Source organism: Parafrigoribacterium humi (assembly GCF_040227205.1).
Lineage (GTDB): Bacteria > Actinomycetota > Actinomycetes > Actinomycetales > Microbacteriaceae > Parafrigoribacterium_A > Parafrigoribacterium_A humi.
In genome coordinates this window covers 370,101-386,925 of record NZ_JBELOA010000001.1, presented here as the reverse complement: position 1 = coordinate 386,925, position 16,825 = coordinate 370,101, and the positions used below count along the sequence as shown (strand labels likewise).

Annotated in this window: 18 protein-coding genes; 9 read left to right on the top strand and 9 right to left on the bottom strand. The window is 67.5% G+C overall.

Annotated features, from left to right (window positions below):
• Window positions 1–53 precede the first annotated feature (53 nt).
• Together ABUA28_RS01825 and ABUA28_RS01820 are read right to left on the bottom strand one after the other, a co-directional pair.
• Window positions 54–1,688 carry a sensor histidine kinase gene (locus ABUA28_RS01825; protein ID WP_349902204.1) on the bottom strand — a complete coding sequence of 545 codons (1,635 nt, stop codon included), beginning with the start codon at window positions 1,686–1,688 and terminating at the stop codon, window positions 54–56.
• 54 nt (window positions 1,689–1,742) lie between these two features.
• Window positions 1,743–2,435: a response regulator transcription factor gene (locus ABUA28_RS01820; protein WP_325519553.1), complete on the bottom strand. Its 693-nt coding sequence runs from the start codon at window positions 2,433–2,435 to the stop codon at window positions 1,743–1,745.
• A gap of 127 nt (window positions 2,436–2,562) precedes the next feature.
• Between ABUA28_RS01820 and ABUA28_RS01815 the strand changes: the two genes are divergently transcribed.
• The gene (locus tag ABUA28_RS01815) at window positions 2,563–2,709 is read left to right on the top strand and encodes a hypothetical protein (protein WP_349902202.1); all 147 of its coding nucleotides are present in this window, start codon (window positions 2,563–2,565) and stop codon (window positions 2,707–2,709) included.
• 14 nt (window positions 2,710–2,723) lie between these two features.
• Here the strand turns inward: ABUA28_RS01815 and ABUA28_RS01810 are convergent, their stop codons facing one another.
• Window positions 2,724–3,386 (bottom strand): helix-turn-helix transcriptional regulator, encoded by a 663-nt coding sequence (locus tag ABUA28_RS01810; protein WP_349902200.1) that lies wholly within the window; start codon window positions 3,384–3,386, stop codon window positions 2,724–2,726.
• A gap of 91 nt (window positions 3,387–3,477) precedes the next feature.
• Here ABUA28_RS01810 and ABUA28_RS01805 point away from each other — a divergent pair, with 91 nt between their 5' ends.
• From ABUA28_RS01805 to ABUA28_RS01785, 5 genes are all read left to right on the top strand, one after another.
• Window positions 3,478–3,933 carry a DoxX family membrane protein gene (locus ABUA28_RS01805; protein ID WP_349902198.1) on the top strand — a complete coding sequence of 152 codons (456 nt, stop codon included), beginning with the start codon at window positions 3,478–3,480 and terminating at the stop codon, window positions 3,931–3,933.
• Window positions 3,930–4,577, top strand: a complete 648-nt coding sequence (folE, locus tag ABUA28_RS01800; RefSeq protein ID WP_349902196.1) for a GTP cyclohydrolase I FolE — start codon at window positions 3,930–3,932, stop codon at window positions 4,575–4,577. Before ABUA28_RS01805 ends, folE begins: the two co-directional genes overlap by 4 nt.
• Window positions 4,578–4,711: 134 nt before the next feature.
• A complete protein-coding gene (locus ABUA28_RS01795) occupies window positions 4,712–5,941 on the top strand; it encodes an NAD(P)/FAD-dependent oxidoreductase (RefSeq protein ID WP_349902194.1) in 1,230 nt (409 codons plus the stop codon).
• Between the two features lie 92 nt (window positions 5,942–6,033).
• Window positions 6,034–6,909 (top strand): dihydropteroate synthase, encoded by an 876-nt coding sequence (folP, locus tag ABUA28_RS01790; protein WP_349902686.1) that lies wholly within the window; start codon window positions 6,034–6,036, stop codon window positions 6,907–6,909.
• Window positions 6,902–7,654 (top strand): pyrimidine reductase family protein, encoded by a 753-nt coding sequence (locus ABUA28_RS01785; protein WP_349902192.1) that lies wholly within the window; start codon window positions 6,902–6,904, stop codon window positions 7,652–7,654. Before folP ends, ABUA28_RS01785 begins: the two co-directional genes overlap by 8 nt.
• A 165-nt stretch (window positions 7,655–7,819) precedes the next feature.
• Here the strand turns inward: ABUA28_RS01785 and ABUA28_RS01780 are convergent, their stop codons facing one another.
• From ABUA28_RS01780 to ABUA28_RS01765, 4 genes are read right to left on the bottom strand one after another with little or no spacing between them, the layout of a single operon-like run.
• Window positions 7,820–9,517: a DNA repair helicase XPB gene (locus ABUA28_RS01780; RefSeq protein ID WP_349902190.1), complete on the bottom strand. Its 1,698-nt coding sequence runs from the start codon at window positions 9,515–9,517 to the stop codon at window positions 7,820–7,822.
• 10 nt (window positions 9,518–9,527) lie between these two features.
• The gene (locus ABUA28_RS01775; RefSeq protein WP_349902188.1) at window positions 9,528–10,703 is read right to left on the bottom strand and encodes an SGNH/GDSL hydrolase family protein; all 1,176 of its coding nucleotides are present in this window, start codon (window positions 10,701–10,703) and stop codon (window positions 9,528–9,530) included.
• 53 nt (window positions 10,704–10,756) lie between these two features.
• Window positions 10,757–12,670, bottom strand: a complete 1,914-nt coding sequence (locus ABUA28_RS01770; RefSeq protein ID WP_349902186.1) for a helicase-associated domain-containing protein — start codon at window positions 12,668–12,670, stop codon at window positions 10,757–10,759.
• Between the two features lie 54 nt (window positions 12,671–12,724).
• Window positions 12,725–13,003, bottom strand: coding sequence for a multidrug ABC transporter ATPase (locus ABUA28_RS01765; RefSeq protein ID WP_349902184.1), 279 nt, complete (start codon window positions 13,001–13,003; stop codon window positions 12,725–12,727).
• A gap of 83 nt (window positions 13,004–13,086) precedes the next feature.
• On the opposite strand from ABUA28_RS01765, the gene ABUA28_RS01760 reads away from it, so the two are divergent.
• Both ABUA28_RS01760 and ABUA28_RS01755 read left to right on the top strand, forming a co-directional pair.
• Window positions 13,087–13,470, top strand: a complete 384-nt coding sequence (locus tag ABUA28_RS01760) for a cold-shock protein (RefSeq protein WP_349902182.1) — start codon at window positions 13,087–13,089, stop codon at window positions 13,468–13,470.
• A gap of 1 nt (window position 13,471) precedes the next feature.
• Window positions 13,472–14,089, top strand: a complete 618-nt coding sequence (locus ABUA28_RS01755; protein ID WP_349902181.1) for a DUF3027 domain-containing protein — start codon at window positions 13,472–13,474, stop codon at window positions 14,087–14,089.
• A gap of 6 nt (window positions 14,090–14,095) precedes the next feature.
• On the opposite strand, the gene ABUA28_RS01750 is transcribed toward ABUA28_RS01755, so the two are convergent.
• Complete coding sequence (locus ABUA28_RS01750; protein ID WP_349902179.1) at window positions 14,096–14,335, bottom strand: DUF2530 domain-containing protein; 240 nt, start codon at window positions 14,333–14,335, stop codon at window positions 14,096–14,098.
• A 29-nt stretch (window positions 14,336–14,364) separates the two neighbouring features.
• Window positions 14,365–15,477 (bottom strand): phosphoserine transaminase, encoded by a 1,113-nt coding sequence (serC, locus tag ABUA28_RS01745; protein ID WP_349902177.1) that lies wholly within the window; start codon window positions 15,475–15,477, stop codon window positions 14,365–14,367.
• Between the two features lie 143 nt (window positions 15,478–15,620).
• Here serC and ABUA28_RS01740 point away from each other — a divergent pair, with 143 nt between their 5' ends.
• Window positions 15,621–16,820, top strand: a complete 1,200-nt coding sequence (locus tag ABUA28_RS01740; RefSeq protein ID WP_349902685.1) for a CaiB/BaiF CoA transferase family protein — start codon at window positions 15,621–15,623, stop codon at window positions 16,818–16,820.
• The last annotated feature ends 5 nt before the right edge of the window (window positions 16,821–16,825 follow it).

Sequence of the window (16,825 nt, the reverse complement as noted above, 5' to 3'; positions counted from 1 at the left end):
GCATCACGACCGCCGCGCGGCCTACTGTGCCCCCTGTGAACAGAAGGCGCGGGTTACGACTGGGGGAGGAGAGGAAGGCTGACCCGGAAGGTCGCGCCGCCGCCGGGAGTCTCGATGACGGTCACCTCGCCCTTGTGGGCCGCGACGATGCCGGAGACGATGGCGAGCCCCAGCCCGCTGCCGCCGGTCTCGCGAGTGCGCGAGGTGTCTGCTCGCCAGAAGCGCTGGAAGATCTTCTCGCGGATCTGCGGGGGGATGCCCGGCCCGTGATCGATGACGTCGATCATGGCGACCTGTCGCTGCGGATCCACCCGCACGCCGAGCTCAAGCGGGCTGCCCTCCGGAGTGAATCGCATCGCGTTGCCGATGAGATTGGTCACCACCTGGCGGATCTTGTTCTCCTCCGCGAGCACGATCGCGGGAACGCTCAGCACGACCAAGGCCTGCTCCTTCACCTGCTCGCGCGCCTGCTCCGCGGTCTGCACCGGCTGCTCCGCGGTGGTGCGAGAGCGGCGCGACCGCAGCCTCGCGAGCTGCGCTCCGGCGAACGCGATGGGGCCGGTGAGAGTGGATGCCCGCGCGGGCTCCGGCGGCGCGGGCTCCTCCTCATCGTCGTCCGACTCCATGACGCTCGTCACGACCGTGACGGTGCGATCGGGGGAGGAGGCCATGGTGTCGAGCGCCGCGTCGTGCACGATCGGGAGCAGGTCGACCGGCGCGAGCTGCAGCGGCTTGGCCTCGTCGAGCCTGGCCAGTTCGAGCAGGTCGCTGACGAGCTCGCCCATCCGCGTCGCCTCCTTCTCGATGCGCTCCATCGCCTGGGCGACGTCCTCCGGCTTCTGTAGTGCGCCCATCCGGTACAACTCCGCATATCCACGCACGGACACGAGCGGCGTGCGCAGCTCGTGGCTCGCGTCACCGACAAAGCGGCGCATCTGGTCGATGGTTCTTGCGCGGTCGGCGAAGGCGCGGTCGATGCGCCCGAGCATGGTGTTGAGCGAGCGGTTGAGCCGACCGACCTCGGTGTTGGGTGTTGCGCCCGGGAGCCGTTGGCTGAAGTCTCCGCCCGCGATCGCTGCGGCCGTGGCCTCGACCTCGCGCAGCGGGGCGAAGGTGGATGTCACGAGCAGCCGGGTGAGGGCGGCCCCGAGAATGACCACGGACAGTCCGAAACCCAGGAAGATCACCGTGAACTGGCTGATCGTGGCGTTGCTCGCATCGAGGCTCTCGCCCACGACGACGGTGACGTTGGTCGCTGACCCCTCGACGTTGCCGACGAAGGCGACGACCCTCCACTGGCGCGTATGGGTGGAGTCCCACACGGTCGCGGGCCTGCCCTGCGCCTCGAGCACGGAGCTCATAGACAGCTGCCTGAGCACGGGCTTCGGCTGCGTGCTGTTGATATTGGTGCAGACGGAGTTGCCGTCGGCGTCGAGCACGGCGAAGAAGAACTTGTTCGGCCCGGAGTTCTGTTCGCAGGTGGACGACCCGGTCGAGGTGATGGTCGTGACCTCGCGAGCCGCGCTGCTGATGTTGCTGTCGACCTGGGCGAGCAGGTAGCTGCGCAGGGCCGTCATCGTGCCGACGCCGGCGACGAGCAGCCCGAGCGTCACGAGCAGCACCGTGACACCGGTGATCTTGGTGCGCAGGGAGACCCCGCCCCACCAATTGCTCAGTCGCTCATGCACGAGGCTAAGGCTATGTCGTCAAGCTGGCGAGCCACTGACACGCGCGCGGCGCGGTCAGACCCGCGCTGCCTTGAGCATGTAGCCGAAGCCGCGCTTGGTCTGGATCACCGGCTCCTCGGAGTACTGGTCGAGCTTGCGGCGAAGGTAGGAGATGTACGACTCGACGATGCCGGCGTCGCCGTTGAAGTCGTACTCCCAGACGTGATCGAGGATCTGGGCCTTGGAGAGCACGCGGTTGGGGTTGAGCATGAGGTAGCGCAGCAGCTTGAACTCGGTGGGGCTGAGCTCGATCTGCTCCGAGCCGATCGTGACCTCGTGGGTGTCCTGGTCCATGGTGAGTTCGCCTGCGCGGATGATGGCGTCCTCCTCGTCCTGCATGGTGCGGCGCAGGATGGCCTTGATGCGCGCCACGATCTCGTCGAGGCTGAACGGCTTGGTCACGTAGTCATCGCCACCGACGGTCAGGCCGGTGATCTTGTCTTCCGTGTCATCCTTCGCCGTGAGGAACAGGATGGGTGCGGTGTAGCCGGATGCCCGCAGCCGCTTGGTCACGCCGAATCCGTTCATGTCGGGGAGCATCACATCGAGAATGATGAGATCGGGCTCCTCCTCGAGCACGGCAGAGATCGCCTGTGCGCCGTTCCCGACGGCACGCACCGCGAACCCCGCGAAGCGCAGGCTCGTGGTGAGAAGGTCACGGATGTTGGGCTCGTCATCGACAATGAGAATTCTGGGTCCATCGCTCATGGAGTCAGTATCTGCGTGTCAGCTGGATGTTCGCTGGGAGAAATTCTTGCCGTGTTCCTGCTTCGGGTGCACACTGATGTGGCAGGGTCGCATCGTGCCCGGTTGATCCCGCGAGCGGAGGTTCACGATGGAAATCGACGGCGATCACGAGTTCACCTCGCAGGGGGATCCGGTGTGCTGGCTCGAGCACGTGTGTGCGGAGTGCGGCGCGCTCATCGAGGGTGCTCTCCCCGCGACCTGCTGGCGCTGCGGCGCGCAGGTTGACCCCAGCTGACGGCGATCCGCGGGTTACGCGGCGGGGCCTATGCGCACGCAGCAGTGGCCGGCCTGGGGATCGAAGATGATGTCGTGCTCGCTGTCGTGCGCCCCATCCGCAACTCCCTGGAGGAGTCCGAGGTTGGCGTGGCAGATGACGTCGGTGTGGCTCGTGGCGAGTCGGTGGAACGGACAGTTGGTGAGAATCATGCCGCCGTCGCTGTCTTCGCACGGCTCGTAGCCGGTGTTCTCGAGTGCACGCTGAAGCGTGCCGGCCTCTTCGCCGATCCGGCGCCCGGTCTCGGTTGCGACCCGCGAGAGCACCTCTCGCACGGCCTCCCCGCTGCGGTCGGCCTCTTCGACCGCGGAGGCGAGCAGTTCACCCGCGAGCTCGTAGTGCCGCTGGGGGATGGAGACCTCGAGATCGACCTGTGCGAGCCTGTAGAGCTTGCTCGGGCGTCCGGATCCTGGGCCCGTCTTGCCGCTGAGCCGCTTGAACTCGACCTCGAGCACGCCCTCGTCGACGAGGCGGTCGAGATGGAAGGCCGCGGTCGCGCGCGGCATCTCCAGCGCGATGGCCGCCTGGTCGCGGCTCACGGCCTCGCTGCTGCGGCTGACGAAGTCGAACAACGAGCGACGAGCCGGGTCGCTGATCGCCGCGAGCGCGGAGAGCTGCCTGGTCGTTTCTTCGTTCATGCATTCATCGTAACTCTAAAATAGTAAATCTTGACAAAAGAATCTTTCGGCTTCTAAAGTCAGCTAAGACAACTTTTGGAAAGGAATGACGATGACTCCCCCCGCATCCAGCGTCGCATCGGACAACGCATCCGTCGCCCCACACAGCGGATCCATTTTCACGGCGGCTCCGGCCAGGCAGGCAATGATCCTGCTGCGCACGGTGTTCACCATTGCACCCATCGCGTTCGGCCTGGACAAGTTCTTCAACCTGCTCACCGACTGGCCGCACTATCTCGCGCCCGTCGTCACGGACATCCTGCCGTTGACCGGGCAGCAGTTCATGTACATCGTCGGCGTCGTCGAGATCATCGCCGGCCTGCTCGTGCTGTGGAAGCCGCGCTGGGGCGCGCTCGTTGTCGCGATCTGGCTCGCCGGGATCATCATTGACCTCCTCGTGCTCGGCAGCTTCTTCGACGTCGCCCTTCGTGACTTCGGACTCTTCGTCGCGGCCCTCGCCCTGTTCCGGCTGACCTTCAGCCCCGCAGCGACGGCTCACGCGAAATGAGCCTCACCGTGAGCGCCGAGCCGAAGCTCGTGGAGGCAGAACTCATCACGGAGTCTGCGCCGGATGCCCCGCTCCTGACGATCGTCGAGGAGACGCCAGGCGTTGACCTCGCGAAGGCCCAGGATGCGGTGGCCCAGCTGTTGACCGCGCTCGGCCGGGACGTCACCGACGTGCATCTCGCCGACACCCCTCGCCGCGTCGCCGCGAGTTTCGCGGAGATGCTGACGCCACGCGAGTTCGTGATGACGACCTTCCCCAACGACGAAGGCTACGAAGACCTCGTTCTCGTGCGGGACATCCCGTTCCACTCCCTCTGTGAGCATCACATGCTGCCATTTCGGGGAGTGGCCCACGTCGGGTACATCCCCGGCAAGCGCATCCTCGGCATCTCGAAGCTCGCGCGCGTCGTGGAGATGTTCGCGAGCGATCTGCAGGTGCAGGAGCGCCTCACGAAACAGGTCGCGGACTACCTGCAGGAGCACCTCGACGCGAGGGCCGTCGGCGTCGTGATCGAGGCCGAGCACATGTGCATGTCGCTTCGCGGCGTGCAGTCGGCCGGGGCTATCACCGTCACCTCGACCTTCCTCGGCGAGGTCGCAGACGATGCGGCACTGCGCGAGCGGTTCTTCACCGGCTCGCACTGACCGTCCGGATGCGGGTGGCTCGGCTGCGCGCATCCGGCCCGTGTGGGCTCGCTGTGAGCCTCGCAACACGGGTATCCCTCACCACCCAAACCGCGTACAACTGAAAGCAGTACACCAATCGCCGGGAGGCATGAATGTCCACAGAACAGAACTTCGTCATCGTGGGAGGCGGCCTCGCCGGAGCATCCGCCGCCGAGGAGCTGCGCAAGCAGGGCTTCGACGGGAGTGTGACGCTGCTCGCCTCCGAGAAGCACGAGCCGTACATTCGTCCGCCGCTGTCGAAGGGGTATCTGAACGGTTCCGACGGACTCGACGCCGTCTACGTGCACCCCTCGGAGTGGTACGCCGAGAATCACATCGACGTGAAGACCGGCACGAGCGCGACGAGCATCGACCGCGCAGCGCACGAGGTGACGCTCTCCACCGGCGAGAAGCTCCCGTACGACAAGCTGCTGCTTGCCACGGGCTCGTCCCCGCGGCAACTCCCGATCGAGGGCGCTGACCTCGCCGGTGTGCATTACCTGCGCACCCTCGACGACTCCGAGGCGCTGCAGGCCGAACTGAAGGCCGGCGGCAAGAAGCTCGTGCTGGTCGGCTCCGGCTGGATCGGCATGGAGGTCGGCGCGACCGCCCGCACCCTCGGCAACGAGGTGACGATCCTCGAGCGTGATCCGATTCCGCTCGCAAACGCGCTCGGCGACGAGCTAGGAACCCTGTTTGCCGATTACCACAAGGAAAAGGGCGTCGTGCTGCGCACATCCCTCATCGTCGACAAGATCGTCGGCGCTGACGGGCACGTGAACGGCGTCGCCCTGGACGGCGGCGAGATCGTGCCAGCCGATCTCGTGCTCGTCGGAATCGGTGCAGTGCCGAACGTGCAGCTCGCCAAGGACGCTGGCCTGGATGTCGACAACGGCATTCTCACGGATGCGTCGCTGAAGACGAGCGACCCAGACATCTACGCGGCCGGGGACGTGGCGAGCGCGTTGCACCCGCTCATCGGACAGCGCCTGCGCAGCGAGCACTGGGCCAACGCCCTCAACGAGGGACCGGCCGCAGCCCGCGCGATGCTCGGCCAGGAGGTCGCCTTCGACGACATCCCGTACTTCTACACCGACCAGTTCGATCTCGGCATGGAGTACTCCGGCTACGGGCCGCTCACGCGTGACGCGAAGGTCGTCTACCGCGGCAACAAGGACAGCCGCGAGTTCATCGCGTTCTGGGTGGCCGACGGCAAGGTCGTCGCCGGCATGAACGTGAACGTGTGGGATGTCAACGAGCAGGTGCAGCGCATCATCCGCGAGGGTGCGAAGATCGATGAAGCGCGGCTCGCAGACGAGTCCGTGCCGCTCGAGGAGCTCTGAGTTCTGCCCGCTCTCGCCACACCAGGAGGAATGCCGACGTGATTCGACGAATCGGTGCCAGGGAATTCGATTTCGACCGCGAGGTCGCCGTCATGGCCGTCATCAATCGCACGCCGGACTCCTTCTACGACAAGGGGTCGACCTTCGCCCTCGACAAGGCGGTGAGTGCCGCGCTCGCCGCCGTGCGTGAGGGCGCGGACTGGGTAGACATCGGCGGGGTCCCGTTTGGGCGGGGCCCGGCCGTCTCCCTCGACGAAGAGCTCGAACGGGTCGTGCCCGTCGTCGCGGCGATCTCTGCCGAGACGGATGTCGTGATCTCCGTCGACACCTTCAGTGCCGCGGTGGCGGAGGCCTCCATCGCGGCGGGGGCCGGGGTGATCAACGACACGAGTGGTCTGTGGGACCCGCGGATGGCGTCCGTCGTCGCCTCGACCGACGCCACCCTCGTGCTCACCCACAGCCTGCAGCCGCCGCGCGCGGAGCCCGTGGCCCCGGAGTACGACGACGTGGTGGATGACGTGGTCGCCTTCCTGCGTGCCAAGGTCGACGAGGCCCAGGCCGCGGGCATCCCGCACGAGCGGCTCATCGTGGACCCGGGGCACGACCTCAACAAGAACACATTCCACTCGCTCGAGATCACCCGCAGGCTGAGTGAGATCGTCGCGCTCGGATACCCCACGCTCGCCGCCGTGTCGAACAAGGACTTCATCGGCGAGACCCTCGATCGCGAGCAGGGCCAGCGCCTGGAGGGCTCGCTCGCGGCGGCGGTGTTCTGCATCATGGAGGGCGCGCGCATCGTGCGGATGCACAACGTGCGCGCTGCCGTCGACGCCGTGCACATGACCGAGGCGATGCTCGGGTGGCGGCAGCCGGCCTGGACCCTGCACAACCGGGATCTCGCGGAGCCGGAATGGTCGGACCAGGGTCGTGTCGCCGGTCACGTTCCTTCTCGGGTCGCCCGTGGCTGAGCCCGACGGCATCCGCTCGCTGACCGCCTCGACGGAGGCGCTCACCGACGAGCAGCTCGTCGGGTTCTACACGGTCGGCGATCGAAGCGTGCCGTGGCTGAGGGCTAACTTCGTCGCGAGTCTCGACGGCGCGGCGACCCACGAGGGACTGTCTGCCGGGCTCGGCTCCGTCGCGGACCAGCGGGTGTTCCACACCCTGAGGCGGCTCGCGGATGTCATCGTCGTCGGCGCAGGCACCGTGCGCGCCGAGGGATATGGCGGCTCGTTACTCGATGCCGACGCGATGCGGTGGCGCGAGGAGCACGGGCTGGCACCGCATCCGCAGTTCGCCATCGTCTCGGCCCGGCTGAAGCTCGATCCCGCCAGCAACGTCTTCACGGATGCCCCCCAGCGGCCTCTCGTGATCACCTGCGCTGCGGCACCGGCGGATCGTCGCGCGGCGCTCGCCGAGGTCGCGGAGCTGATCGACTGCGGCGAGGAGCGTGTCGACAGCTCACTCATGCGCGAGCGGCTGGCCGGACGCGGACTTCCGCAGATGCACAGCGAGGGCGGGCCGCACCTGCTCGGCTCGATGATCCAGGACGGTGCGATCGACGAGCTCTGCCTCACCCTCGCCTCGCAGCTCGAGGGCGGCACCGCGCGCCGCATCACGGACGGCCACCCGGCCGCCCTCACGGGCATGACGTTAGCCCACGCGCTGCTCGGCGATGACGGCACCCTGCTGCTGCGTTACATTCGCCCCTGATGCCCGCTGCCGACCCGGTCGCATTCATCCAACGATGCGCCGTCTTGTCATCGGTGCTGGCGCTATGACTGCCGCATCGTTGACGAGGCGGCGCATCGTCTGAGGTTCGCGCGCGAGGCCGACGCCGCGTGGAGTCGGTACCGGGGCGAACGCGCTCGGTGAGGGCTACGCGGCGTCGAGGGCGTCGGCGTCGAGGATCGTGTAGCTGTATCCCTGCTCGGCGAGGAAGCGCTGGCGGTTCTGGGCGAAGTCCTGGTCGACGGTGTCGCGGGCGACGAGGGTGTAGAAGTTGGCCGGCAGCCCCGACTCCTTGGGGCGCAGCAGGCGACCGAGTCGCTGGGCCTCCTCCTGGCGCGACCCGAACGATCCGGAGACCTGGATGGCCACGGTCGCCTCCGGCAGGTCCACCGAGAAGTTTGCGACCTTGGAGACCACGAGCAGCTTCGTCGTGCCGTCGCGGAACTCCTGGTAGAGCCGCTCGCGTTCATCCACCGGGGTCGATCCGGTGAGCTTGGGGGCGTTCAGGGTGTCGGCGAGTTCGTCGATCTGGTCGAGGTACTGCCCGATCACGAGGATGCGCTCGCCCTCGTGCCTGCGCACGAGCGCCCGCACGACGTCGAGCTTCGCCGGGGCGGTGGCTGCGAGACGGTACCGCTCGGCGTCTGCCGAGGCCGCGTATTCCAGCCGCTCCTGCTGGGGCAGGTCGATCCGCACCTCGAAGCACGACGCGGGGGAGATGAAGCCCTGCGCCTCGATCTCCTTCCACGGGGCGTCGAATCGCTTCGGTCCGATGAGGCTGAACACATCGCCCTCGCGGCCATCCTCGCGCACGAGCGTTGCGGTGAGGCCGAGGCGGCGGCGGGCCTGCAGCTCCGCCGTGAGTTTGAACACCGGGGCGGGCAGCAGGTGAACCTCGTCGTAGATCACGAGCCCCCAGTCCATGGCGTCGAGGAGTGCGAGGTGCGCATACTCGCCCTTCCGCTTCGCCGTGAGGATCTGGTAGGTCGCGATCGTGACCGGCTTGACCTCCTTGACCTGCCCGGAGTATTCGCCGATCTCGTCTTCGGTGAGGCTCGTGCGTGCCAGAAGCTCGGTGCGCCATTGCCGTGCCGAGACCGTGTTGGTCACAAGCACGAGTGTGTTGGTCTTGGCCGTAGCCATTGCGCCCGCGCCCACGAGGGTCTTGCCGGCGCCACAGGGCAGCACGACCACGCCGGATCCGCCGATGAAGAAGTTGTCGATCGCCTGGTGCTGGTACCCCCGCAGCTTCCAGTCGCCTTCGATGAGGTCGATCGGATGCGGTGTGCCGGGCGTGTAGCCGGCCAGGTCCTCCGCGGGCCAGCCGAGCTTCACGAGCTCCTGTTTCACCTGCCCGCGCGCCCACGGCTGGATGATGTACCGGTTGATCGCCGGCCCCTTGCCACGCTGGTCGTCTGGCAGGAACAGCAGCGGGGCGATCTTGCGCGCGCGAACGATCTCGGCCAGCACCGCGGTGTCGGTCGACCGCAGCACGAGAGTGCCGTCATCCTCGCGCTCGATGATGAGGCGGCCGTAGCGGCCAACGGTCTCGGTGATGTCCACCGACACCGACTGCGGAATGGGGAACCGAGAATACTTCTCCAGGGTCGCGAGCATGTCCTCGGCCGTGTGTCCGGCGGCGCGCGCGTTCCAGAGCCCGAGGCGGGTGATGCGGTAGCTGTGGATGTGCTCGGGCGCGCGCTCGAGTTCGGCGAAGACGGCGAGGTCGTGGCGGGCATCCTCGGCGGCCGGATGCGCGACCTCGAGCAGAACAGTGCGGTCGCTCTGCACGATCAGGGGCCCGCCTGCGGGCGCGTCGAGCACGGTTTCGGCGGCAGAGGTCATCCTTGAGAGTCTACCCGCGGAGTGCTTTGCCGAGGGGTGAGCGCCGGTCTCGCGCGACTCTCACGAAGCGCTCACCGATGAGGTCGATGCCTTCGAGATCCGGATGCAGGTTGTCGGCGAGGAGATGTGCATCGGCCTGGCCGAAGAGCGTCAGCCCGTCGAGCAGGAAGAGCGCATCGTCGTTCCTGCTCTGCACCACCGAGCCGATGAGGTCTCGGGTTGCCGAGAGGGTGAGTCGTCCGTCGCGGTCATCCTGGATGCGCGGGAGCGGCATCGCCTTGCCGTCCGGCCCGGCAACGGTCGGCCCCGGGGTGTTCTCGTGGATCGGGCAGGCGAAGGCCGTGATGAGAACGATGGGCGTGTGCGGCTGAACCTGCCTGATCAGATCGAGGAAGCCATGAACCGCCGGGGTGAAGGTGCGCACGCTCAAGCCATCGCAGTTGATGACGTTGATACCGAGTTTGAGTGTGATGATGCTTGCGGGGCACGCGGCGATGGCCCGCGCGACCGACGGGTCGAGCACGGCCTGCCCGGCGAGACTGAGGTTGGTGAGGTTGAGGTCGAGATCGCGTGCGGCTCGCTGCGGCCACGGGCCGAACGGGCCAGGGGCCGCAAGCGCGTGGCTGATCGAACTGCCGTGATGCACCCAGACGGGCCGCGGGTCGGCGTCGGCGACGCCCACCGGGGCGTCGGCGTGCGCGGAATGGATGACGACTTCCGCATCGTGGGGCAGCCAGACGGTGACAGGGCGTTCGATGCTGCCATCTCCGCCGGGGGCGAGGCGCACCACACTGCGGGCCGTGCCGCTCTCGATGACGCCGCCCGTGTCATCCGGCCAGCGCCGTGCGAAGGTGTCGTTCTGCACTCGCTCGACGAGTTCTCCCGACACTTCGACGCCTATTGCCGGTGTGTTGACGGCCACGCCCTTCTCGAGCACGCGAGTGCGGATCGACATGTCGAGCTCGATGACGGTCGCCGCCGTGGTCAATCGCAGACGCACGCCGGTGGCAAGACCCGAGACGAGCCGGATGTTCTCATCCGCGCGTTCGGCGAGCGCGCTCCGGGTCAAGCGGCGGGGCGAGAAGCCGCCGTCGACATCCACGAGCTCAAGTGCTCCCGCGGTGGCCGCTTTCAGCGTTTCGAGCTCGACGGGGTGGGCTGCGGTTCCGGGCCTGCCTTCGGTCACGCGTGGTCCTTTCGTGCTGTCTCGTCGGGCGTTCGACGCCCTCTGCTTCTCGATCAGGGTGCTGGCGTGATCGCGGCGATGCTCGACAGCGGCAGGGTGCGCTCGATGGCCGACTTTCGGTCGCGCGCGCGCAGTCGGCCGCCGCCGAGGCTCGTCGGTTCGAGTTGGTAGTCGATGGTGCTGCCGTTCGGCATCGTGATGGTCACCGTGAGCGCCGCCTTCGTTCGGATGGCCGTCTCCAGCTGCCGCACGAGCCAGGCCTGATCGTTCTCCTCATCGTCGGGCTCCGCCGCGAGCCGCAGGCGCTCGATCATGGTGTCGATCGGATCGGCGGCGACCGTTCGCTCTCGCACGGAGTGGCGCCGCCGCAGCGAGATGATCGCGCCGTCAGCGTCCTCCGCGGCCACCGGGTAGCGTGCCTCGCTCACCGCCCAGAACAGCACGTCGAAGTCCACCCGGCTGAGGATGCGCGTGCCGGAGACCCGTGCGAGACCGAATGAGGCGAGAGTCTGGTCCACGGCGATCGCGGCGAGCAGGTTTGCGTCGTCCGAACGCAGGTAGCTGCGGATCCCCGGTCCGTGGCCGGCCTCCGCCCCCACCCGCACGAGGCCGTAGCGCACGACGGTCTCGGTGATGAGGTAGTCGAGCGGCTGCGGGATGCCGGTGAGCGAGATGCTCTCGAGAAACTCCCGCAGGGAGGCGGCCGTCTCTCCCGCGGCCATAGCCCGGTTGAGGCTTGAGGCCGAGACGCGATAGCTGGACGCCAGCGCGCGGTTCTCGACGTCCGCGAGCGAGCGAAGCCGGGCATCCACTCGCGGGGTCAGCGGACCCGGGGCCACGACGGAGAGGTCGTGCTGCAGGTACACCTGCTCCACCTCGGGCGGTAGGAGGGCGGCCATGGCGGCCTCTGCGGTCTCCGTTGTGCCCGCGAGCAGGAGCGACCCGGGGCTGGAGGGTGCGTTGTTCGCGGTGATGCCGAGCAGTTCTGCGTGGCGGGTGTTCGCGGTGACGCGCTCGTCCATCCAGTCGCCGCCGGCCGGGTAGAGCCAGTCGATGTAGCCGCGCAAGCCGGAGCCCCACAGGGAGCGGGTGCGCTCGCTCAGCAGGTGACGGATGTCGCCGGGCAGCGCGTCGAGCCAGGCCGCGGTGAGCAGCGCCCAGCGCCTGCTCGACGGCTGCAGCAGCCAGGAGCTTCCCGCATCGGTCGCCATCCAGCTGTGGCCGTCGAGGGTCACGAGCATGGCGCGTTCGGCCACGGCGAGATGCGTCGCGACGGCGCCGAGTTCGACACTCATAGCGCTCGCGAGTCGCTTGGTGTCCGGCAGGGCAACGCCGCCGCGAGCGAGTTCTCGCGCCGGTTCGTGTTCGAGCTCGGTGAGAAGTTCGGTGATCGCGGTCGTGGTGGCGAAGGCGCGGTCGGCGGCGAGCCGGTCGACAAAGCGACGGTCGATATCCGGCACAGAGCCGAGGCTCGTGGGCTGTGGGGCGGATGCCAGCTCGGCCGCGCCCGGGAGTCCGAGCGACGGCCAGGCCTCGAGCCGCGCGCGCACGCTGTCGTACACCGTGATGTGGCCGGAGTGCACTTCGGCGAGGAGCAGGGTGTCGGCTTCGGCCGCCCGCTGCGTGACGAGGTCTGCGTCTGCTGTCGTCGCACGGAGCGCGTGGAGGCGGCCCACGACATCCGCGATGCTCGGCGCCGTTCCGTCGTCGCGTGGCGCTCCGGCAGCGGCGAGCACCGCCAGCGTCTGCCGCTCGAGTCTCGTGAGCATCTGCTGCACCGAACTCTCCCCGAGGAACGCCTCGGCAAGATCGAAGAAGTCCTTGATGCCAGTCGCGGAGATCTCGCGTGCGCGTGCCGCATCCGCGAGTTCCCGGTCGCCCATGGCGCGCAGTCGCCCTGCGAGTGCGAGCACGTCACTCATCTGGCCTGCCCTCATGTGGCCCGCCTTCGTGTGGCCGGTTGTCATGCGCCGTCATTCGCATTCTCCGCCCTGGCCACGACGTCTCCGCGTCTGGCGGCGTTATCGCTTCGAGTTCGCATTCGCGGCCTCACGACCGCGGCGCCGGATTCCGAGAACGAGCAGAACGACGATCAGGATGAAGCCGATCGGAAGTCCGATGAGCGGTGCGTAGGCGATGGCGGGCCAGATGCCCTGGGCGAAATCGGGCCCCGTCATTCCAACGAAGGTACCGATGATCATGGCGAAGAAGGCCGCGATCGAGAGTGCGACGATGGCGACGATCATATAAGCGATGATGCGTTCACTACGATGGATGGTTGCTGGGGTCTCTTGTGCCACAGTCTCAAGGATACGGGCATGCGATGGCCGTATCCTTATTGTTTAGACCCGTGCGCTGTACAAGCAACCGAGAGGAACGTGCCATGCCCACCGGCAAGGTCAAATTTTACGACGACGAGAAGGGCTTCGGCTTCATCAGTTCTGATGACGGCCAGGAGGTCTTCCTGCACGCCTCGGCGCTGCCATCCGGGGTCACCTCGGTGAAGGCCGGCACCAAGCTCGAGTTCGGCATCGCCGATGGCAAGCGCGGTGCGCAGGCGCTTTCGGTGCGACTTCTCGAGACGCCTCCGAGCCTCTCCAAACTGAACCGCAGGCCAGCGGATGACATGGCCGTGATCATCGAAGACCTCGTGAAGCTTCTCGACGGCGTCGGCTCGAACCTCAAGCGCGGACGCTATCCCGAGGGCAGCCACGGCAGAACTGTTGCCGCGATGCTGCGCAAGGTCGCAGATCAGCTGGATGCCTAGGGTGGCGAACGCAGAGACTGCGGCGGGCGCGACCGACGCCGACTTCGACCTCGGCCGCGCGGCGCTGCTCGAGATCACGAGCGCGGATGCCGTGGGCGCGAACGCCGGATCGGTGGACGAGGGCGACGGCGTCGTCTCCGTGCACTTCGAGACGACGCTCGCCGGGTATCCGGGCTGGCACTGGACCGTGAGCGTTGCGCACATCGACGGGGGCGCCCCCTCGGTGCTCGAGACCGAGCTGTTGCCCGGCGACGGCGCACTGCTCGCGCCGGACTGGGTGCCGTGGGTGGAGCGGCTCGCCGACTACCGCGCCGCGCAGGATGCCGCGGGCCTCGACGGCGGAGAGTCGGAGGAGGAGCCCGAGGTCGACGTCGATGACGACGATGACGACGAGCTCGACAACGACGTGCTTCACGGCGGAGACCTCGACGGCGTCGACATCGACGATGCGCTTGACGATGACGCCGAGGATGACGCCGAGGATGTTGCTGAGGCAGAGGATTCTGATGATGCCGACGACTCTGATGCTGACGCTTCTGACGCCGCTGCGGAAGCGGATGCCGCTTCAGCTCTCGCAGACAAGCCGCGACGGACTCACCGCAGGGCGAGCTCGCACTAGCTCCGGTCAGCCTCGGCGGTGACGCCTCACCGCGTAGAGGATGCCGACGGCACCGAGCGCGAGGCCCGCGACGCAGGTCCACAGGGCCCGCTGCGCTCCGCTCTCGCTGAGGGGGCGCGCGAACACGAGCACGGCGACGAGGGCGGCCAGCCACAGCACCGCACCGACCAGCACGGCCTTGCGGTCATCCGTCTTCGCGGGAGCCGGGTCGGGCCGGCGCTCGGAATCCTTCAGCCACAGGCGCATGCCTCAACGCTACTCGACCGGCGGACGTATTAGAGGTGCTCCACCACGTACTCGATCGAGGCGATGAGCTGGCGCACATCCGCGGGGTCGATCGCCACGAAGGTGCCGATGCGCAGCTGGTTGCGGCCGAGCTTGCGGTACGGCTCCGTGTCGACGATTCCGTTGGCGCGCAGCGACTTCGCCACCGCGGCGGCGTCGATCTTCTCGGCGAAGTCGATCGTCACGACCACCTGCGAGCGGTGGTCGTGGTTCGTCACGAACGGGGTCGCGTAGTCCACCGACTCTGCCCAGTCGTACAGGGCGGATGACGATTCCTTCGTGCGCGCATCGGCCCAGGCGAGTCCGCCGTTGCCGTTGATCCACTGCACCTGGTTGTCGAGCAGAAGAAGCGTCGCGATCGCGGGGGTGTTGAGCGTCTGGTTCAGACGCGAGTTTGCCACCGCGTTCTTGAGCGACAGGAACTCGGGGATGTAGCGGTCTGTCGCGGCGATACGCTCCACCCGCTCGAGGGCGGCGGGGGAGAAGAGCGCGAACCAGAGTCCGCCATCCGATGCCAGGTTCTTCTGCGGTGCGAAGTAGTACACGTCGGCCTGCGAGGAGTCGAAGTCGATCCCGCCAGCCGCACTTGTGGCGTCGATCACGGTGAGCGCTCCGTCGTCGCCCTGCACGCGAGTGACCGGCGCCATGACGCCCGTGGAGGTCTCGTTGTGGGGCCAGGCGTAGACGTCGATGCCTCCAGCCGGCTGCACCTCGCTGCGTGAGCCGACATCCGCCTTGATGACGGATGGTGCCTTAAGCCAGGGCGCACCGGCGGCCGCAGCGAACTTGCTGCTGAATTCGCCGAAGACGAGGTTCTGCGCGCGCTTCTCGATGAGACCGAAGGATGCGGCATCCCAGAACGCGGTCGATCCACCATTGCCGAGCACGACCTCGTAGCCATCGGGGATGCGGAACAGCTCACCGAGGCCGGACTGCACACTCGCGACCAGGTTCTTGACCGGCGCCTGGCGGTGCGAGGTGCCGAGGATGGACGCGCCCGCTCCCGCGAGGTGGGCCAGCTGCTCCGGGCGCACCTTGGACGGGCCGCAGCCGAATCGTCCGTCGGCGGGCAGCAGGTCAGTGGGAATTGTCAGCTCAGGCATGCTGCAATTCTAGGGGCGCGATACAGAGGGGTAGGTCGGGTCGAAATCTTTGAGCGGACGGCTCTCAAAATGAAACGTTATTACTAGACTGGAGATGGAACGTTTCACAGCCAGGAGAGCGCGGAAAGCAGGCATGAATGACCATGCAAGACGCGCATCGCGCCCGAGGACCTCTTGCCGGATTGGTCGTCGTCGACCTGAGCCGAGCGCTGGCCGGCCCGCACGCGGCGATGATGCTCGGCGATCAGGGTGCGCGCGTCATCAAGGTGGAGGCCACCGGCACCGGCGACGACACTCGCGGCTGGGGCCCGCCTTTCGTCGGGCCGAAGGACGACCCGCAGGCAACATACTTTCTCTCCTGCAATCGCAACAAGGAGTCCATCGCCCTCGATCTCAAGTCCGCCGATGGCCGCGAGACCCTCCAGGCACTGATCGAGCGTGCGGATGTCCTGGTGGAGAACTTCCGCACCGGCGTCATGGACAGGCTCGGTTTTCCGACCGCGCGGCTGTGCGAGCTCAATCCCCGGCTGGTCGTCCTGTCGATCACCGGATTCGGGCACGACGGGCCGGAAGGCGGTCGTGCGGGCTATGACCAGATCGCCCAGGGCGAGGCGGGCCTGATGTCGCTGACCGGCTCGGGGCCGGATGATCCGCAGCGGGTCGGAGTCCCCATCGGGGACCTGCTCTCTGGAATCTACGGCGCATACGGCGTGCTTGCCGCACTGCACCGCCGCGAGTCGACGGGCCGAGGCGAAGTCGTGCGCACCTCACTGCTGGCTGCCCTCGTCGGCGTGCACGCGTTCCAGGGAACGCGAGTCACGGTTGCGGGTGAGCTGCCGCAGGCGCAGGGCAACCACCACCCCTCGATCGCGCCATACGGGCTGTTCGCCTGCGCCGATGGATCGGTGCAGATCAGTGTGGGCAACGACGGTCTCTGGCGGCGCTTCTGCGAGCGTTTCGGGCTTGATGCCGCCGCGCCCGAGCTCGCGACCAATGCGCAGCGCGTCGAGAATCGCGCAGAGACGATCCGCGTGGTTGAGGATGCGTTCGCGGCCTACCCGGCGGAGGAGCTGCTGGTCCTGCTCGAGGCCGCGGGCATCCCGGCCGGACGAGTGCGCACCCTGGACGAGGTGTACGCCTGGGACCAGGTCGTGTCGCAGGGGCTCCTGATCGACGTGGAACATTCCGTCTTGGGGCCGATCACGCTTCCCGGTCCGCCGCTGCGCTTTTTCGGCGATGCTGGCGACGGCGAGACCGAGACGACCAGGCGCGATCATGGCGCACCGCCGACGCTCGACCAGCACGGGGCATCCGTGCGGAGCTGGCTGGCGAGCGTCAGCTGACCGCA